Raw genomic sequence first — 14,288 nt, forward strand, 5'->3', positions numbered from 1 at the left:
GGTTCAGAAACCGCGCGTGCCCGGCGCGTCGAAATCGAGGATCGGACCAAGCGGCACGATGCCCGTCGGATTGATCGTCCGGTGGCTCTCGTAATAATGGCCCTTGATATGGGCGAAATCGACGGTCTCGCGGATGCCGGGCACCTGGTAGAGCTCGCGTGTATAGGACCAGAGCGCGGGATAATCGACGAGGCGCTTCAGGTTGCACTTGAAATGCCCGACATAGACGGGATCGAAGCGCAGCAGCGTGGTGAACAGCCGCCAGTCGGCCTCGGTCTGCGCGTCGCCGGTCAGATATTTCTGCCGTGACAGGATGTCCTCGAGCCAGTCGAGGCTTTCGAAGAGCGGCACGACCGCTTCTTCATAGGCGGCCTGCGTCGTTGCAAAGCCAGCCTTGTAGACGCCGTTGTTGACGGTGTCGTAGACGCGGGCATTGATCGCATCGATCTCGGGCCGCAGTGCCTCCGGATAATAATCGCCAGCCTTGGCGCCGACCCCGTCGAAGGCGCTGCCCAGCATGCGGATAATCTCGGACGATTCGTTCGAGACGATCTTGCCTTGCTGCTTGTCCCAGAGGACGGGAACCGTGACGCGGCCCGTATAGCTCGGCTCGGCGAGCGCATAGACCTCGTAAAGGAAGTCCTTGCCGTTGACCTTGTCCTTCGTCACGCCGGGGCCGGGCTCGAACGTCCAACCGTTCTCCAGCATGAGCCAGTTCACGACCGAATAGTCGATCATGTCCTCAAGACCCTTCAGGGCGCGGAAGATCATCGCGCGATGTGCCCACGGACAGGCGCGGGCGATGTAGAGATGGTAGCGGCCCGGCTCGGCCTTGAAGCCGCCCTCGCCGCTCGGTCCAGGACTGCCGTCGGCCGTCACCCAGTTGCGGAAGCCGGCATTCGAGCGCTGGAAGCGGCCGCCGGTCTTGCCGGTGTCATACCACTGGTCGCTCCAGACGCCGTCAATCAGAAGTCCCATCGCGTCGCTCCATCGTTTTCATCATCATCATGTGACGCCGTGGCGGAAATGTCGCCAGGGGCGATCGAGACGACAAACCGTTCACCGCGACGGCCGCTTCGGATTGACCCTCGCAGCGGCACGATGCATCGTCTCGTTGGTCTCTCGTCCCCGGGAATCATTGCCATGCTGCGCGCCGTAGTCGCTACCGCCCTTCTCCTCGCCGTCGGCGCCTCGGCCGAAGCGGGCTCCCGCTCGCTCGACGATCCGAGCGTCAGCGTCGGTTCCTGGAGCCGCGGCCAGGTGCCGCTGTGCGACGCACAGTCCGTGCTCAACAACATCGCCAATCGCTATCACAAGGCGAATGTCGAGACGTGGCAGACGGGGCTTGCCATCGGCACGGTGACCAAGATCGACCAGGTGAAATTCGAGCCGGCCAATCCTGGGCTGATCGACCGCCGCTTCTGCCATGCTCGCGTCGAGCTCTCGAACGGCACGCCGTCCGATCTGTTCTATCTCATCGAGGAGCGGCAGGGCGTCGCCTCGATCGGCTGGGGCGTCGAATTCTGCCTGCCGGGCCAAGACCCCTGGCGGGTCTATGACGGCTCATGCCGGTCGATCCGCTACCAGTAGTCTTCAACGCCTCAAGCGACTTCGGAGGACCGATGCGGCGCTTCGGCCTGATCGGCTTCTTGGTCATTGCATGGTGCACGGTCTCGGGCGCCGCGGTTGCCCGTGATCGCGCCGGCGATTTCGACTTCTACGTGTTGTCCCTCTCCTGGTCGCCGACCTACTGCCTGGACAATGGCAGCACAGATCGCATCCAGTGCGGCGGCAGACCTTATGCGTTCGTCGTCCATGGACTCTGGCCGCAATATGAGCGTGGCTTTCCGAGCGATTGCCCGAGCGACCAGCCGGATCGCGTCCCTCGCCGCGCCGTTGACGCGATGCTGGACGTGATGCCGAGCCCGGCCCTGATCCGCCATGAATGGCAGAAGCACGGCACCTGCTCCGGCCTCGACCAGGCCGACTACTTTTCGCTGATCCGCGCGGCGCAGAAGCGCGTCGCCATCCCGTCGCGCTTCGTCGATGTAACTGACCAACTGACCGTCACGCCTCCCGCGGTCGAGGCTGCCTTCCGCAAGGCCAATCCCGGCATTCCCGCAGACGGCTTTGCCGTGCTTTGCGATTCACGGCGGCTGAAAGAGGTTCGCGTCTGCCTCACGAAGGACCTCTCCTTCCGCAGTTGCCCCGAGGTCGATCGTGGTGCATGCCGGCGACCGCAGATCGTGATGCCGCCCGTTCGCTGATACGGTCGCTCCTGAACGCGCTCGGCTCGGAAGACCTGCCCGCCGCCGACCAACGCGCATGTTTGTGCCACTCCAGATCCGGAACTAATCCATGCTGATCTTGCGCAGTTCCCCTGCCTCGCCCTTCGGCCGCAAGGTGAAGATCGCTGCCGCGATGCTCGGTCTCTCGGACAAGATCGAGATTGTCGTCGCGGACACCGCCAATCCGTCAGACAGCCTGCGCAACCAGAATCCGCTCGGCAAGATTCCGGCGCTCGTCCTCGAAAACGGCGGCGTGATCTATGACTCGCGGGTCATCGTTGAATATCTCGATCATCTGGCGGGTGGCGATCGCCTGATCCCGGCCGATCCGGCGCGGCGCTATCCGGCACTCGTGATGCAGGCGCTGGCCGATGGCATCATGGATGCAAGTCTGCTTCAGGTTTACGAGAAGCGCTGGCGCGACGAGCCACTCCGGCATGCCGGTTGGCTCGCCCACCACGCCGACAAGGTGGCGCGCGGCCTTGCGGCGCTGGAGGCGTCTGACCTCGGCGGCTCGATCCACATCGGCCATATCACGGTCGCCTGCGCGCTCGGCTATCTCGACCTTCGCTTCGGCGATGCCTGGCGGCAGGAGCATCCGGCACTGGTCCGTTGGCTCGACAGCTTCGCCGCGAGCGTGCCGGCCTTCGACAAGACCCGCCCCACCGGTTGAACCCCTGGCGCATCGGAGCTCCCGTATGACGTTTTCCGTTCGTGACATTGCGACCGTCACCGAAATCCTCAACGAGGCTGCCGGGGCCGAAATCCTGCCGCGCTTCCGCCGCTTGAGCGCCGGGGCCGTGCGCGAGAAGACCTCCGCCGAGGATCTCGTGACCGACGCCGACGTCGCCGCCGAGAAGCGAATCACCGCTGCGCTCACGAGAGCCTTTCCCGGCGCGCTGGTCCTCGGCGAGGAAGCTGTCTCGGAATATGGCGAAGGGCTGCTGGACGCGCTCGCTGACGCGTCGCTCGCCTTTGTCGTCGACCCGGTGGACGGCACGCGCAACTTCGCGTCCGGACTGACGCTGTTCGGCGTCATGACCGGCGTCATCGTCAAGGGTGAGATCGCTGCGGGCGTGATCCTCGATCCGATCGGCAAGGACTGGTCGATCGCGCTGCGCGGCGAAGGCGCCTGGACCGAAACGGCTGAGGGGGCGCAGCTCGATCTCAAGGTCGCCAAGCCGAAGCCGGTACATGAGATGTCGGGGTTCGCGGCCTGGTGGATGCTCGACGAGCCGCTCCGCTCGCAGCTTGCCGCCAATCTGGCGCGGACCGGCTCGGTCTCCAACTATCGCTGCGCGGCGCATGAATATCGCCTGCTCGCCGGCGGCCACGCGCATTTCTCGGCCTTCAGCAAGTTGATGGTCTGGGATCACGCGGCCGGATGGTTGCTGCATCAGGAGGCCGGTGGCTTTTCGGCACGTTATGACGGCAGCGCCTATTCGCCGCTGCATCGTTCCGGCGGCTTGCTCTGCACACCGGACGAGGACAGCTGGCACGCACTTCAAGCCGCGCTCTTTGCCGGCACGTCCTACGAGGGTGTCAGGGCCGTCTCGTAACGGGCAGCGGCCTCTCGGGCGCCACGCATTCCCCCGGGGTCACCCCGGGGGATCGAGTTTCGCAATCGGCGTGTCAGAACTTGTAGCCGAGACCCGCGCGGATCGATCCGGTGGTGAACCCGACATCCGAGGCGGTGCCGACCCCGGTGCGGTAGAGCTGGGAGCCGTAGTCCGCGTACTGATATTCAACGCGGGCGGTGACATGATCGGTGACCGCAGCCTCGGCGCCGGCGCCGAGCGTCCAGCCGATATGCGTGGCCGAGCTTGAGAAGTCGCCGCTATCGATGCGCGCGCCCGAGACTGCCGCGCCGCCCGTTCCGTAAGCCATCACCCGGCCGAACGAGTAGCCGGCCCGAGCGCGGATCGTCGAATCCCAGGTCTGGTCGACGCTACCGAAGCTGCGTGTATTGCCCTTCACATCGTCCCAATTGAGGTCCATTTCGCCGCCAAGCACGACGTTGTTGCCCAGCTCGTAGTTATAGCCGGCATAGCCGCCGACCTTGCCGCCTTCGGCGTCGATCGAACGGCCTCCGAGCAGCCCGCTGCTGGCCTGGAACGTGCTCCAGGTATAGCCGACGATGGCGCCGAGATAGGGGCCGGTCCATGTAAAGCCAACCGGCGCGGCGAAGGCTGTCGCGGCGGGCGAATCATAGGAATAGTCAGCGGCGGCGGCTGGCAGGGCGCCGAGCCCTAGCAGAGCGGCGCCGAGGGAGAGGGTACGGATACGCAGCATCGTGAACTCCAGGATACAAAGGACGGGTCGACCGGGGGATCGCCAGTCCGAGTCCGCATTGAAGCCGTGCAATGCGGCGAAAAGGACAACTGAACATGGCTAGCACGAGGCGTCGCGCGCCGTTACCGTGCTGCAACAGATGATCGCAACCCTCTACGATAAAAAGGTTTTCTGCCGTAACTTCATAAAGTGCATCCGGCAGCTGCCACAAATGCGCCCAAGACGTTGAAAGCGGTTAACCACACCGTGCAGAGGCTTACCGAACGCGCCGCCGCGCCCTATCTTCCGCTTCCTGGCACGAAGGGAAAATCATGTCGCAGGAGAGGCGCGTCGCGCTGGTCACGGGGAGTGGACGCCGCATCGGCCGTGCCATCGCGGAGGATCTCGCCCGCGCCGGTTTCGCGGTCGCGATCCACTGCAATCGCTCGAAGGCCGAGGCCAAGGCGGTTGCTGCCGAGATCATCGCGCGCGGCGGCGCGGCCACGGTCGTGCAGGCCGACCTGGCGGACCTTGCCGGCGTTCCAGCCATCATCGAACGTGCCAGCACGGCGCTCGGCGCGCCGACGCTCCTCGTCAACAACGCCTCGATCTTCGAAGATGACGGCATCGGCGCGTTCGAGGCCGGGCGCTTCCAGCGCCAGCTGGCCATCAACCTCACCGCGCCGGTGCTTCTCGCAGACGCGTTCGCCGCCGCGCTGCCTGCCTCGGAAGAGGGCCTCGTCGTCAACATCATCGACCAGCGCGCCTGGAAGACGACGCCGTATTATATGTCCTACCAGCTCTCGAAATCCGCGCTGCTGACCGCGACACGGACATTGGCGCAAGCCCTCGCGCCGCGCATTCGGGTCAATGCCATCGGGCCCGGTCCGACCGTCCCCTCGCCGCGCCAGGACATCGAGGACTTTCGCCGCCAGGCAGAGGCCGTGCCGCTTCGCCACGGCCCGGAACTCGCTGAATTCGCGCGCACGATTCTCTATCTTTATGAGACGCGTTCGATCACAGGCCAGATGATCGGCCTCGATGGCGGCCAGCATCTTGCCTGGGAGACACCGGACGTCGTAGGGATCAAAGAGTGAACAGATTACCGATCGACAGCAGCGGGCCGCAACCGGCGGCCGCGCCGGACGACGAGGACGCGCTGCCCGAAGGCACGCTGCTCGAGGACATCACCGCAGAGGACGAACTGGCCGAAGAGGAAGCCGGCGCGGAGGCGCTTGCCATCAACGTGGCCGAGGAGGCGTTGGCCGCGGAGGATGCAACGCCGTTCGAGGCCGGGGGCGAAAGGGTGCCGCGCGGCCAGGGCGCCGCCGTGATTGCCGATTTCGTCAAGCGGCTGCCGAATGCGCCCGGCGTCTACCGCATGTTCGATTCCGCTGGCAACGTGCTCTATGTCGGCAAGGCGCGGAACCTCAAGAAGCGCGTCACGAGCTATACCCGCATCGGACTGCAGTCGAACCGGATCATCCGCATGATCCAGCAGACGGCCCAGATGGAGTTCGTCACGACGCGCACCGAGACCGAGGCGCTGCTGCTCGAGGCGAACCTGATCAAGCGCCTTCGGCCACGCTTCAACGTGCTGCTGCGCGACGACAAGTCGTTTCCCTACATCCTCATCACCGATCACGAGGCGCCGCAGCTTGTGAAGCATCGCGGCGCGCGGACGCGGAAGGGCGACTATTTCGGCCCCTTCGCCTCGGCCGGCGCGGTCGGCAACACCGTCTCGGCGATGCAGCGGGCCTTCCTTATCCGCACCTGCACCGACAGCGTCTACGAATCGCGCACCCGGCCCTGCCTGCTGCATCAGATCAAGCGTTGCGCGGCGCCCTGCACGCGCGAGATCGCGCTCGAAGACTATGCCGAGCTGGTGCGCGAGGCGAAGGGCTTCCTGACCGGCAAATCCTCGGCTATCCGCACGGACTTGGCCCGCGCGATGGGCGAGGCCAGCGCCGACCTCGATTTCGAGCGCGCCGCGATCTATCGCGACCGCCTGGCGGCGCTCAGCCATGTCCAGTCGCATCAGGGCATTAATCCGCAAGGCGTCGACGAAGCCGACGTCATCGCCGTCCACCAGGAAGGCGGCCAGAGCTGCGTACAGGTGTTCTTCTTCCGCACCGGCCAGAACTGGGGCAATCACGCCTTCTATCCGCGCGCCGACAAATCACTCGGGCCGGGCGAGGTGCTCGCGGCGTTCCTGGCGCAGTTCTATGAAGACAAGCCCTGCCCGCGCCTCATCCTGATCAGCCACGAGGTCGAGGAAGTCGATCTGATCGCCGCGGCGCTCGGCGAGCATGCGGGGCACCGGGTCGAGATCGCCGTGCCGAAGCGCGGCGAGAAGAAGGACCTCGTCGACCACGCGCTCGCCAATGCGCGCGAGGCGCTCGGGCGCAATCTTGCCGAGACCTCCAGTCAGGCCCGTCTTCTGGAAGGACTGGCGGCGGCCTTCGCCCTCGAGGCGCCGCCGCGCCGCATTGAGGTCTATGACAACAGCCACATCATGGGCGCCAGCGCGGTCGGCGGCATGATCGTCGCCGGGCCGCTGGGCTTCGTGAAGAACCAGTACCGCAAGTTCAACATCCGCTCGGAAGAGATCACGCCGGGCGATGATTTCGGCATGATGCGCGAGGTGCTGACGCGTCGCTTCTCGCGGCTGGTCAAGGAGCACGGCTCGCGCGAGGCCGCTCCGCGCGACGAGGATGGCTTCGGTCCCTGGCCCGATCTCGTCTTCATCGATGGCGGCGCCGGCCAGCTTTCGGCGGCGCGTGGTATCCTCGAGGAACTCGGCCTTGCAGGCGACGTGCCGCTGATTGGCATCGCCAAGGGCCCCGACCGCGACGCCGGGCGCGAGAAGTTCTTCATTCCCGGCCGCGAGGCCTTCATGCTGCAGCCGCGCGACCCGGTGCTCTATTTCGTGCAGCGCCTTCGCGACGAGGCGCACCGCTTCGCCATCGGCTCGCACCGGGCCAAGCGCAAGGCCGCTATGACCGCCAATCCGCTCGACGAGATCGGCGGCATCGGCCCGACGCGGAAGCGCGCGCTGCTCGGCCATTTCGGCACCGCGAAAGCCGTCAGCCGCGCCTCGATCCCGGATCTCCTCGCTGTCCCCGGCGTCTCGGCGCAGATGGCGCAGACGATCTACGATTACTTCCACGAGCGGGGGGAGTGAGAAGCTCGGAGAGCTGATCGACGGGCAACACCCTGGTCGTGGAACTCCGCACTGGCGAAGACCTACGGTGAGCAACTTTTACGATTAACATCGGAAAGTTTTCTCTTGAAGGTTGCGACCCTTCATGATCATGATCGGCTGCAACCATCACTTGCTTTCAGTGATATTGCCCGCGCGAATGCGGAAGCTCTTTCATCAAAACCGTGGGGGTAAGATGAGCAAGCTTTCCGACCTTGTCCCGATTCCGTCCAATATCAACCAAGGGCTCTCGCCCTGCCGCGAACGTACGATGCTTGACACGTTTGGCAAGCCAGGGGAGCTCAGCAGGCAGTGCAGCCCCTGTACAGGTGATGTTCGGAGCCGCATGCAGTATGGCGTCTCGGTAGGCCCGTTCAAAGTTTCTGGAATGGACTACGCCGTCGCCTCGCTGATGTCGATTTTCGCGGACCTCAAGCGTTCAAACCGCGAGGTTTATGACGAAGTCCACACAGCCGGGATGCTCTGTGTGAGGGCCAAACGACCCAATCCCAAGAGCTATTCCAATCATAGCTGGGGCACTGCGATCGATCTGTATTTCGGCAACCATGTCCTGGATCAGGGCGTACCCAAGACGCAGTTGGGCTTCCTCTACCTCTTCGGACTGTTCAATGCAGCAGGCTGGTACTGGGCTGCCGGTTACTCGGGGAAATCGGTCGACTCGATGCATTTCGAGCTTGCCGATGAGACGATCGCCAAGATCCCCAGCCACGCGATCGACCACCGTGATCTGATCGCTGCGGCGGACTACATCGCCGAAATGGGCTATGGGTCCGTTGCCGAGGTTGCTTAGCCTCACTCATAGCCCAGCTGGCAGAGTGATAGGCGGGCTTCCGCACGAGACCTCCTCGCGATAGCGGATGTCTCGGCGCCGAAGGTGCAGACGATCGACGATTTTTCCATGGAGCGGGGGAAGTGCCCCCTCTCCATGGACGTCACGACGCTGGATTCCTTTGGCACTGGATTCGTCTCAGCGACTCAGCGCCCCGGGTTGACCACAGGGCTGCGCGACGCGATGGCTCGCCGAGACACCGCGATCATGCAATCAGCGATTTCGGTAGCAACCCGTGCACACCCTTTTCGCCGTTGACCGTCTGCGTGACGTGGAAATCAGCAGCGAGCGAGGCAAGCCGGTAAGCGTCGCCGCGGCTCATGCCGGTTCGCTCCGTGACGAAGGTGATCATCTCGCGGACCGCAATGCGCATCGCCTCGTCGAGATCGGATGAGAAGCCCATCGTCATATAGGCAGTCGGCGTTTCGCCGCGCGGCAGCGTGATGATCGGCGCATCTCCGGTTTTCTTGTGCAGGATGAACGTAAACGTCCCGGTCAGCGCGGTCTCCAGCGCTGTCACGCAAACCTCGCCATGTCCCTGGACGCCATGGCCATCGCCGCAGAGAAAGTTGCCGCCCTCGGTCCAGACAGGGAAGAACAACGTCGAACCAGCGCCGAGATCTTTGTTGTCCAGATTGCCGCCATGGAGGCGCGGCTCGCGCGACGAAAGTTCGCCGTAAGCGGCCGGCGGAGCGACGCCCATGACCCCGAAGAACGGGACGAGCGGCAATTCGGGCCCGAAAGGGAGTTTGCAGGTCTTGGCCGCCTGGTCGATGGGGATATGGATCAAGTCGATCTCAGGCAGGATGAAGTCATCTGGCAGCGTACCCTCGAAGGGCACGATGGCGTTGAAACCCCAATTGGCACCAAGCTCGATCGCTTCAATGCGCACCTCCAACATATCGCCGGGTTCCGCGCCCTCGACCGCAACGGGACCCGTGAGGAGATGGCCGAAGCGGACCGGTAGATGCGCAGCATCGATGGCCCGCAACGCCGCGGAGACCGTCATGCCCGATCCTTCCGGCGGCCAGAACTCGGCCAAGGCCGTCTCTGTCTCGATCACCACGCGGTCGCCCGAGGCAATGGTCAGAACCGGCGGCGTCGCCGCAGCGAACCGCCCCCACACAACCGTCTCGGGTGTTGCCTTCAGGTGATGCTCAGCCATGGCGTCCTCATGTGAATACGGAAGAGGCATTTCTGCATGCAATTCCCGCGCCTCCATCGGCCGGGTGTCGCGTTCCGCACGGCGGCCAATCATCATAGCGGGCGGCGCGCAAGCGATGCTGGATGTTGCGGAGCGGCATGCGGTCCATCTTCCCGGCGCAGGTGGTAAAACGGGCCCTTGCAAGTTGCTTCTGCCGCGGCTGCTGATCAGTCAGAGCGCACCTTTTTGCAGCAGCGGATCATCGACCTGGGGCGCGTCCTGATAGATGTCGGACGCCTGGATCGCGAGCTTACTGGCCCCTCCGGGAGGCAGGATTTGGCGGGTGTCGGCCGACGCCCGTGAGCAGGACGCTTGCGAGGCATCCCAGGCCGGCGACACTCATGACCCAGCCCATCGGCGCCGGGGTTCCGTTCGCCAGCAGCCCGACAAACGCGGAGCCGACCATGCCGCTGCCATACTGAATGGCTCCGAAGAGGGCCGCGGCTGTTCCCGCCTTGCGACGAACACTGGCCAGGCCGCCGGCGACCGCATTGGCAAGGATGAAGCCGTTCGTCGCCGCGAACAGGAACTGGCCCAGCAGGAGCCCCCCAGACCCCGCCCAGATCGGTCGTTGTGACGACGCCGAGCCATAGACCGGATAAGGCGGCGCCGGATGCACCGACGATGAGGAGGCGATCGCTGCCGATGCGCGTCACCAGCCTGACATTGGCGATGTTGGCGACCATGACGCCAACGACGCCTGACGCGAAGACCAGCCCATATTGTTGCGGTGTCAGGTGGTGGTAGCTGATGAAGGCGAACGCGCCGCCCGCGATATTCGCGAAGATGCCGAAATAGTAGAAACCCACGGCCGCCGCGTAGCCGATCAGGGTCCGGTTGCGCAAAAGCGGTGGATAGTCTCCAAACGCATGCCAAATCGGGCTGACCTCTCTCTCGCCGACGGGAAGCGTTTCAGGCAGCGCCAGGATGGCGACCAAAGTGGCTCCACCGATCAGCACCAGCGACCAGAAGATCGCCTGCCAGGAAAACGCGGCCAGGATCTGTGCGCCAACGCTCGGCCCCAGCAGCGGCGCGACGGCCATCACGGTCATCAGGCCTGAAAGAACCTTGGCCGCGTGGTTGCGGTCATAGAGGTCGCGAACCATCGCGCGGGCAAGGGCAACGCCAGCGCTCGCGCCCAATGCCTGCACGACCCGCCAACCGACGATCTGCCAGACATCCGTCGACAAGGCACAACCAGCCGAGCCGATCACGAAGATCGCCACTCCGATCGCGACCGGGGCGCGACGGCCGAAGCGATCGCTGATCGGTCCCCAGAAGAGCTGACCAAACCCGAAGCCGAGCAGATAGCCCGAGATAGTGAATTGCAGCGAGCCTTCGCTTGCCTTGAGTGCCTCGCTCATGGCCGGCAGGGCGGGCAAGAACAGGTCGGTCGAAATTGATGCGAATGCGAGCAGCACAGCGAGGGTGACAAGCATCCGGGTGCCGTGCCGGACGGGAATGGTGGCAGAACGCACCGCGGAAAGTCTCCCAGTCGAAGCTGATAATGGCCGTGACGGCCGCTCCCCCAGGCTGCCACTGCCAGACTATCGTGAACCACGGCGCCTGTCGCGCAGCGGCGACAGCTGTGGATCGCGTTGCATCGACGCCCCTGCGAGTTGGCCGACGTGCTAGGTGTTTCTGTCGGGATCGCGACTCGCGGAGTGACTGCGCGCATGAATATCGAGCTCGGCAAGGTGGCCGGCCCCCATGGCGGGGGCGCGGAGGCGATGCTCGATGTCGAGGAATTGCTGGCGACTCGTCTGCTCGTCCAGGGTAATTCCGGCTCGGGCAAGTCGCATCTGCTGCGGCGGCTGATCGAACAAAGCGCACCTTATGTGCAGCAGGTGATCATCGACCCAGAGGGTGACTTCGTCAGCCTCGCCGATCGCTTCGGCCATGTCGTGCTCGATGCCGAGCGCGGCCTTGGTGAACTCGAGGTCATCGCAACCCGCGTGCGGCAGCATCGCGTCTCGGCCGTGCTCAACCTCGAGAGCCTCGACGTCGAGATGCAGATGCGCGCGGCCGGCACATTCCTGAACGCCATGTTCGATGCCGACCGCGAACACTGGTTTCCGGTCCTTGTCGTCGTCGACGAGGCGCAGCTCTTCGCGCCGGCGGTCGCCGGCGAGGTGTCGGAGGAGGCGCGCAAGCTCTCGCTCGGCGCGATGACCAACCTGATGTGCCGCGGACGCAAGCGCGGCCTGGCCGGGATCATCGCGACGCAGCGCCTTGCCAAGCTCGCCAAGAACGTTGCCGCGGAGGCATCGAACTTCCTGATGGGGCGCACCTTCCTCGATATCGACATGGTGCGCGCAGCTGACCTGCTCGGCCTCGAGCGTCGTCAGGCCGAGACGTTCCGCGATCTCAGCCGCGGCCAATTCGTGGCGCTCGGGCCGGCTCTGACGCGTCGGCCGATCACGGTGTCAGTCGGCACCGTCGAGACCGCGCCGCGCGCCGGAACGCCGAAGCTGACGCCCCTGCCCGCCGAAGCCGCCGCCGCACAGCGCGAGCTCGTGCTGGCGCCAGTGCCGGTCGATCTGGTGCGGCCAGTCGAGCCGCGGGTGGCGGCGCCAAGCGCGCCGACCATGCATGATCTCCTGGCAAGCCTTGCCCGCGAGGCTCCGCTCGAGGCCGCCGAGGCGCCGGATGACGGGCTGACGCCTGGTGAACGCGAGGCGCAGTTCCTGGCGATTGCGCGCGCCGTCATGGCCGAGCCGGGCGCGCCATTTCGCGGCGAGGCGCCGCTCTATCAGGACTTCCTGGTCCGTTGCCGTATCCAGCGCCTGCCGGCGACATTGCCGCTGGCGCAGTTCCGCTTCCTGCTCAATCTCGCCCGGACCGGGATCGATTCCGCCCTCGCCGAGACCGATGACTGGCAGCGGGTCGTGGAATTGGCCCGCGCCCTGCCGGACGAGGCACAGCTTTCGTTCCTGCTGATCGCCGCCGCGGCACTCACCGGCAGCCCCTGCCCGTCCGATGCCGAACTTGCGCTCCGCTCCGGCACCCATTCGGCGGGCCGCGCGCGCAGCCGGCTACGGCATCTCGAAAAGAGCGGCCATATCGTGCTGCGCGTCGATATCCGCGGCCATCGTGCCGCCGTGCTGCCCGATCTCGGCATCGAAACGGCAGCGGGCGATGCCCGCGCGCCCTATGGCGATGGATCCGTCGCCGCCGAATGAAGCCCGTCCCGAGCGAGGGCTCGCACGAGGTCCGGCAAGGCTCCAAGATCCTCGATCTGGCGGAAACGCGGATTGCCAACCGGCGGCTCGACGTGTTCGAACGACCACGTCAGCGGATGCGGTACATAGACGCCCCAGGCTCCGGCTCCAATCGCGGGGGCGATATCGGACTTCAATGAATTGCCGACCATCAATGCGCGCTCCGGGCCGTCGGCATGCCGGGCGAAGATACGGCGATAGGTGTCGGCGGTCTTGTCGCTGACGATTTCGACGGCGTCGAACAGGTCGCCGAGGCCGGATTGCGCCAGCTTGCGCTCCTGATCGAAGAGATCGCCCTTGGTGATCAAGATGATGCGATGGCTACCCGATAGGCGCTCTATCGCGTCGCGTGCATGCGGCAGCGTCTCGACGGGATGCGTCAGCAGTTCCCGGCCGGCGGCGAGGATCTCGCGGATCACAGACGCATCGACGCGCCCTTCGGTGACCTCGATCGCGGTCTCGATCATCGACAGGGTGAAACCCTTGATGCCGAAGCCATAGAGCGCGAGATTGCGCGTCTCGGCCGCGAGCAGCCGGCTGGAGATCACCTCCTCATCGCCATGGGCTTCCAGCAGCGCGGTGAAGCGTTGCTCGGTGAGGCGGTAGAAATGTTCATTTTGCCAGAGCGTGTCATCGGCATCGAAGCCGATGGCCGTGATGGCGTGGTCGCTCATGACGCCCTCCTGGTTGCCAGGGCAATCTAGCGCCGGCTCGCCGCTTCTGTCACGACATCGCGGAAGATCTGGCGCGGGCACGGGCGCCGGTTTCGCGGCTCGCAAGACGATGTCAGGCGCTGCGCCCCAGCGTATCATCGCCAAATAATTGCAGGATCGGGATGGCCGCATGACGCGGGACGAACTCTTGGAAATCTATCGCGGCTATATCGACTGCCTGAACAGGCAGGATTGGCCGCATCTCGGCCGCTTCGTCCACGAGTCCGCAGAATATAACGGCACCACGATTGGGCTGGCGGGCTATCGCGCGATGCTGGAACGCGACTTCGAGGCCATTCCGGATCTGCGCTTCGTGATCGAGCTGCTGGCGTCCGATCCGCCCCGCATCGCCAGCCGGCTGCAATTCGACTGCACGCCGCGCGGCATGCTGTTCGGCCTGCCGGTCAATGGCAGGCGCGTCCAGTTTGCGGAGAACGTGTTCTACGAATTCTCAGGCCGGCAAATCCGAACCGTCTGGTCGATCATCGACCAGGCGGCGATCGCTAGGCAAATTGAAGCATCCTCGATCGGGTAGATGT

Annotated in this window: 14 protein-coding genes; 9 read left to right on the forward strand and 5 right to left on the reverse strand. The window is 64.9% G+C overall.

All coding sequences use genetic code 11. The features are described 5' to 3' along the window. Window positions 1-3 precede the first annotated feature (3 nt). A complete protein-coding gene (locus tag BUB39_RS00485; protein ID WP_073050981.1) occupies window positions 4-978 on the reverse strand; it encodes a glutathione S-transferase family protein in 975 nt (324 codons plus the stop codon). 165 nt (window positions 979-1,143) lie between these two features. Here BUB39_RS00485 and BUB39_RS00490 point away from each other — a divergent pair, with 165 nt between their 5' ends. The 4 genes from BUB39_RS00490 (at window position 1,144) to BUB39_RS00505 (ending at window position 3,847) form a co-directional block, all read left to right on the forward strand. Then, on the forward strand, window positions 1,144-1,590 hold the full coding sequence (locus BUB39_RS00490) for a hypothetical protein (RefSeq protein ID WP_073050983.1): 447 nt from the start codon (window positions 1,144-1,146) through the stop codon (window positions 1,588-1,590). Window positions 1,591-1,622: 32 nt separating this feature from the next. Continuing rightward, window positions 1,623-2,267, forward strand: coding sequence for a ribonuclease T2 family protein (locus BUB39_RS00495; protein ID WP_139251291.1), 645 nt, complete (start codon window positions 1,623-1,625; stop codon window positions 2,265-2,267). Between the two features lie 91 nt (window positions 2,268-2,358). Next, window positions 2,359-2,961 (forward strand): glutathione S-transferase family protein, encoded by a 603-nt coding sequence (locus BUB39_RS00500; RefSeq protein WP_073050984.1) that lies wholly within the window; start codon window positions 2,359-2,361, stop codon window positions 2,959-2,961. Between the two features lie 25 nt (window positions 2,962-2,986). Continuing rightward, window positions 2,987-3,847 carry an inositol monophosphatase family protein gene (locus BUB39_RS00505; protein WP_073050985.1) on the forward strand — a complete coding sequence of 287 codons (861 nt, stop codon included), beginning with the start codon at window positions 2,987-2,989 and terminating at the stop codon, window positions 3,845-3,847. A gap of 73 nt (window positions 3,848-3,920) precedes the next feature. Here BUB39_RS00505 and BUB39_RS00510 read toward each other — a convergent pair whose 3' ends face one another. After that, entirely contained in the window at window positions 3,921-4,580 is a 660-nt protein-coding gene (locus BUB39_RS00510) for an outer membrane protein (RefSeq protein WP_073050987.1), read from the reverse strand. 311 nt (window positions 4,581-4,891) lie between these two features. Between BUB39_RS00510 and BUB39_RS00515 the strand changes: the two genes are divergently transcribed. The 3 genes from BUB39_RS00515 (at window position 4,892) to BUB39_RS24965 (ending at window position 8,572) form a co-directional block, all read left to right on the forward strand. Next, window positions 4,892-5,656 carry an SDR family oxidoreductase gene (locus BUB39_RS00515; protein ID WP_073050989.1) on the forward strand — a complete coding sequence of 255 codons (765 nt, stop codon included), beginning with the start codon at window positions 4,892-4,894 and terminating at the stop codon, window positions 5,654-5,656. Between the two features lie 107 nt (window positions 5,657-5,763). Then, complete coding sequence (gene uvrC / locus BUB39_RS00520) at window positions 5,764-7,743, forward strand: excinuclease ABC subunit UvrC (protein ID WP_139251398.1); 1,980 nt, start codon at window positions 5,764-5,766, stop codon at window positions 7,741-7,743. Between the two features lie 214 nt (window positions 7,744-7,957). Beyond that, the gene (locus BUB39_RS24965; protein ID WP_175561670.1) at window positions 7,958-8,572 is read left to right on the forward strand and encodes a M15 family metallopeptidase; all 615 of its coding nucleotides are present in this window, start codon (window positions 7,958-7,960) and stop codon (window positions 8,570-8,572) included. Window positions 8,573-8,816: 244 nt separating this feature from the next. On the opposite strand, the gene BUB39_RS00530 is transcribed toward BUB39_RS24965, so the two are convergent. Together BUB39_RS00530 and BUB39_RS00535 are read right to left on the reverse strand one after the other, a co-directional pair. Beyond that, window positions 8,817-9,776, reverse strand: coding sequence for an acetamidase/formamidase family protein (locus BUB39_RS00530; protein ID WP_073052637.1), 960 nt, complete (start codon window positions 9,774-9,776; stop codon window positions 8,817-8,819). A gap of 206 nt (window positions 9,777-9,982) precedes the next feature. After that, the gene (locus tag BUB39_RS00535) at window positions 9,983-11,293 is read right to left on the reverse strand and encodes a multidrug effflux MFS transporter (protein WP_210187011.1); all 1,311 of its coding nucleotides are present in this window, start codon (window positions 11,291-11,293) and stop codon (window positions 9,983-9,985) included. Between the two features lie 198 nt (window positions 11,294-11,491). Here BUB39_RS00535 and BUB39_RS00540 point away from each other — a divergent pair, with 198 nt between their 5' ends. Continuing rightward, entirely contained in the window at window positions 11,492-12,997 is a 1,506-nt protein-coding gene (locus BUB39_RS00540) for a helicase HerA domain-containing protein (RefSeq protein WP_084526810.1), read from the forward strand. Here the strand turns inward: BUB39_RS00540 and BUB39_RS00545 are convergent. Then, on the reverse strand, window positions 12,967-13,710 hold the full coding sequence (locus BUB39_RS00545) for an HAD family hydrolase (RefSeq protein WP_073050995.1): 744 nt from the start codon (window positions 13,708-13,710) through the stop codon (window positions 12,967-12,969). The two genes, BUB39_RS00540 and BUB39_RS00545, sit on opposite strands and share 31 nt — an antisense overlap. Before the next feature lie 169 nt (window positions 13,711-13,879). Between BUB39_RS00545 and BUB39_RS00550 the strand changes: the two genes are divergently transcribed. Beyond that, window positions 13,880-14,284: an ester cyclase gene (locus BUB39_RS00550; RefSeq protein WP_073050997.1), complete on the forward strand. Its 405-nt coding sequence runs from the start codon at window positions 13,880-13,882 to the stop codon at window positions 14,282-14,284. The last annotated feature ends 4 nt before the right edge of the window (window positions 14,285-14,288 follow it).

Origin of the sequence: Kaistia soli DSM 19436 (assembly GCF_900129325.1) — a bacterium.
GTDB classification, from domain to species: Bacteria; Pseudomonadota; Alphaproteobacteria; order Rhizobiales; family Kaistiaceae; genus Kaistia; species Kaistia soli.

What these genes read in the sequence shown, in the direction of transcription:
- BUB39_RS00515 (WP_073050989.1), top strand. Translation starts at nt 4,892, where the DNA reads ATGTCGCAGGAGAGGCGCGTCGCGCTGGTCACGGGGAGTGGACGCCGC.
- BUB39_RS00485 (WP_073050981.1), bottom strand. Translation starts at nt 978, where the DNA reads ATGGGACTTCTGATTGACGGCGTCTGGAGCGACCAGTGGTATGACACC.
- BUB39_RS00545 (WP_073050995.1), bottom strand. Translation starts at nt 13,710, where the DNA reads ATGAGCGACCACGCCATCACGGCCATCGGCTTCGATGCCGATGACACG.
- BUB39_RS00540 (WP_084526810.1), top strand. Translation starts at nt 11,492, where the DNA reads ATGAATATCGAGCTCGGCAAGGTGGCCGGCCCCCATGGCGGGGGCGCG.
- BUB39_RS00510 (WP_073050987.1), bottom strand. Translation starts at nt 4,580, where the DNA reads ATGCTGCGTATCCGTACCCTCTCCCTCGGCGCCGCTCTGCTAGGGCTC.
- BUB39_RS00550 (WP_073050997.1), top strand. Translation starts at nt 13,880, where the DNA reads ATGACGCGGGACGAACTCTTGGAAATCTATCGCGGCTATATCGACTGC.
- BUB39_RS00505 (WP_073050985.1), top strand. Translation starts at nt 2,987, where the DNA reads ATGACGTTTTCCGTTCGTGACATTGCGACCGTCACCGAAATCCTCAAC.
- BUB39_RS00495 (WP_139251291.1), top strand. Translation starts at nt 1,623, where the DNA reads ATGCGGCGCTTCGGCCTGATCGGCTTCTTGGTCATTGCATGGTGCACG.
- BUB39_RS00500 (WP_073050984.1), top strand. Translation starts at nt 2,359, where the DNA reads ATGCTGATCTTGCGCAGTTCCCCTGCCTCGCCCTTCGGCCGCAAGGTG.
- BUB39_RS00530 (WP_073052637.1), bottom strand. Translation starts at nt 9,776, where the DNA reads ATGGCTGAGCATCACCTGAAGGCAACACCCGAGACGGTTGTGTGGGGG.
- BUB39_RS00490 (WP_073050983.1), top strand. Translation starts at nt 1,144, where the DNA reads ATGCTGCGCGCCGTAGTCGCTACCGCCCTTCTCCTCGCCGTCGGCGCC.
- BUB39_RS24965 (WP_175561670.1), top strand. Translation starts at nt 7,958, where the DNA reads ATGAGCAAGCTTTCCGACCTTGTCCCGATTCCGTCCAATATCAACCAA.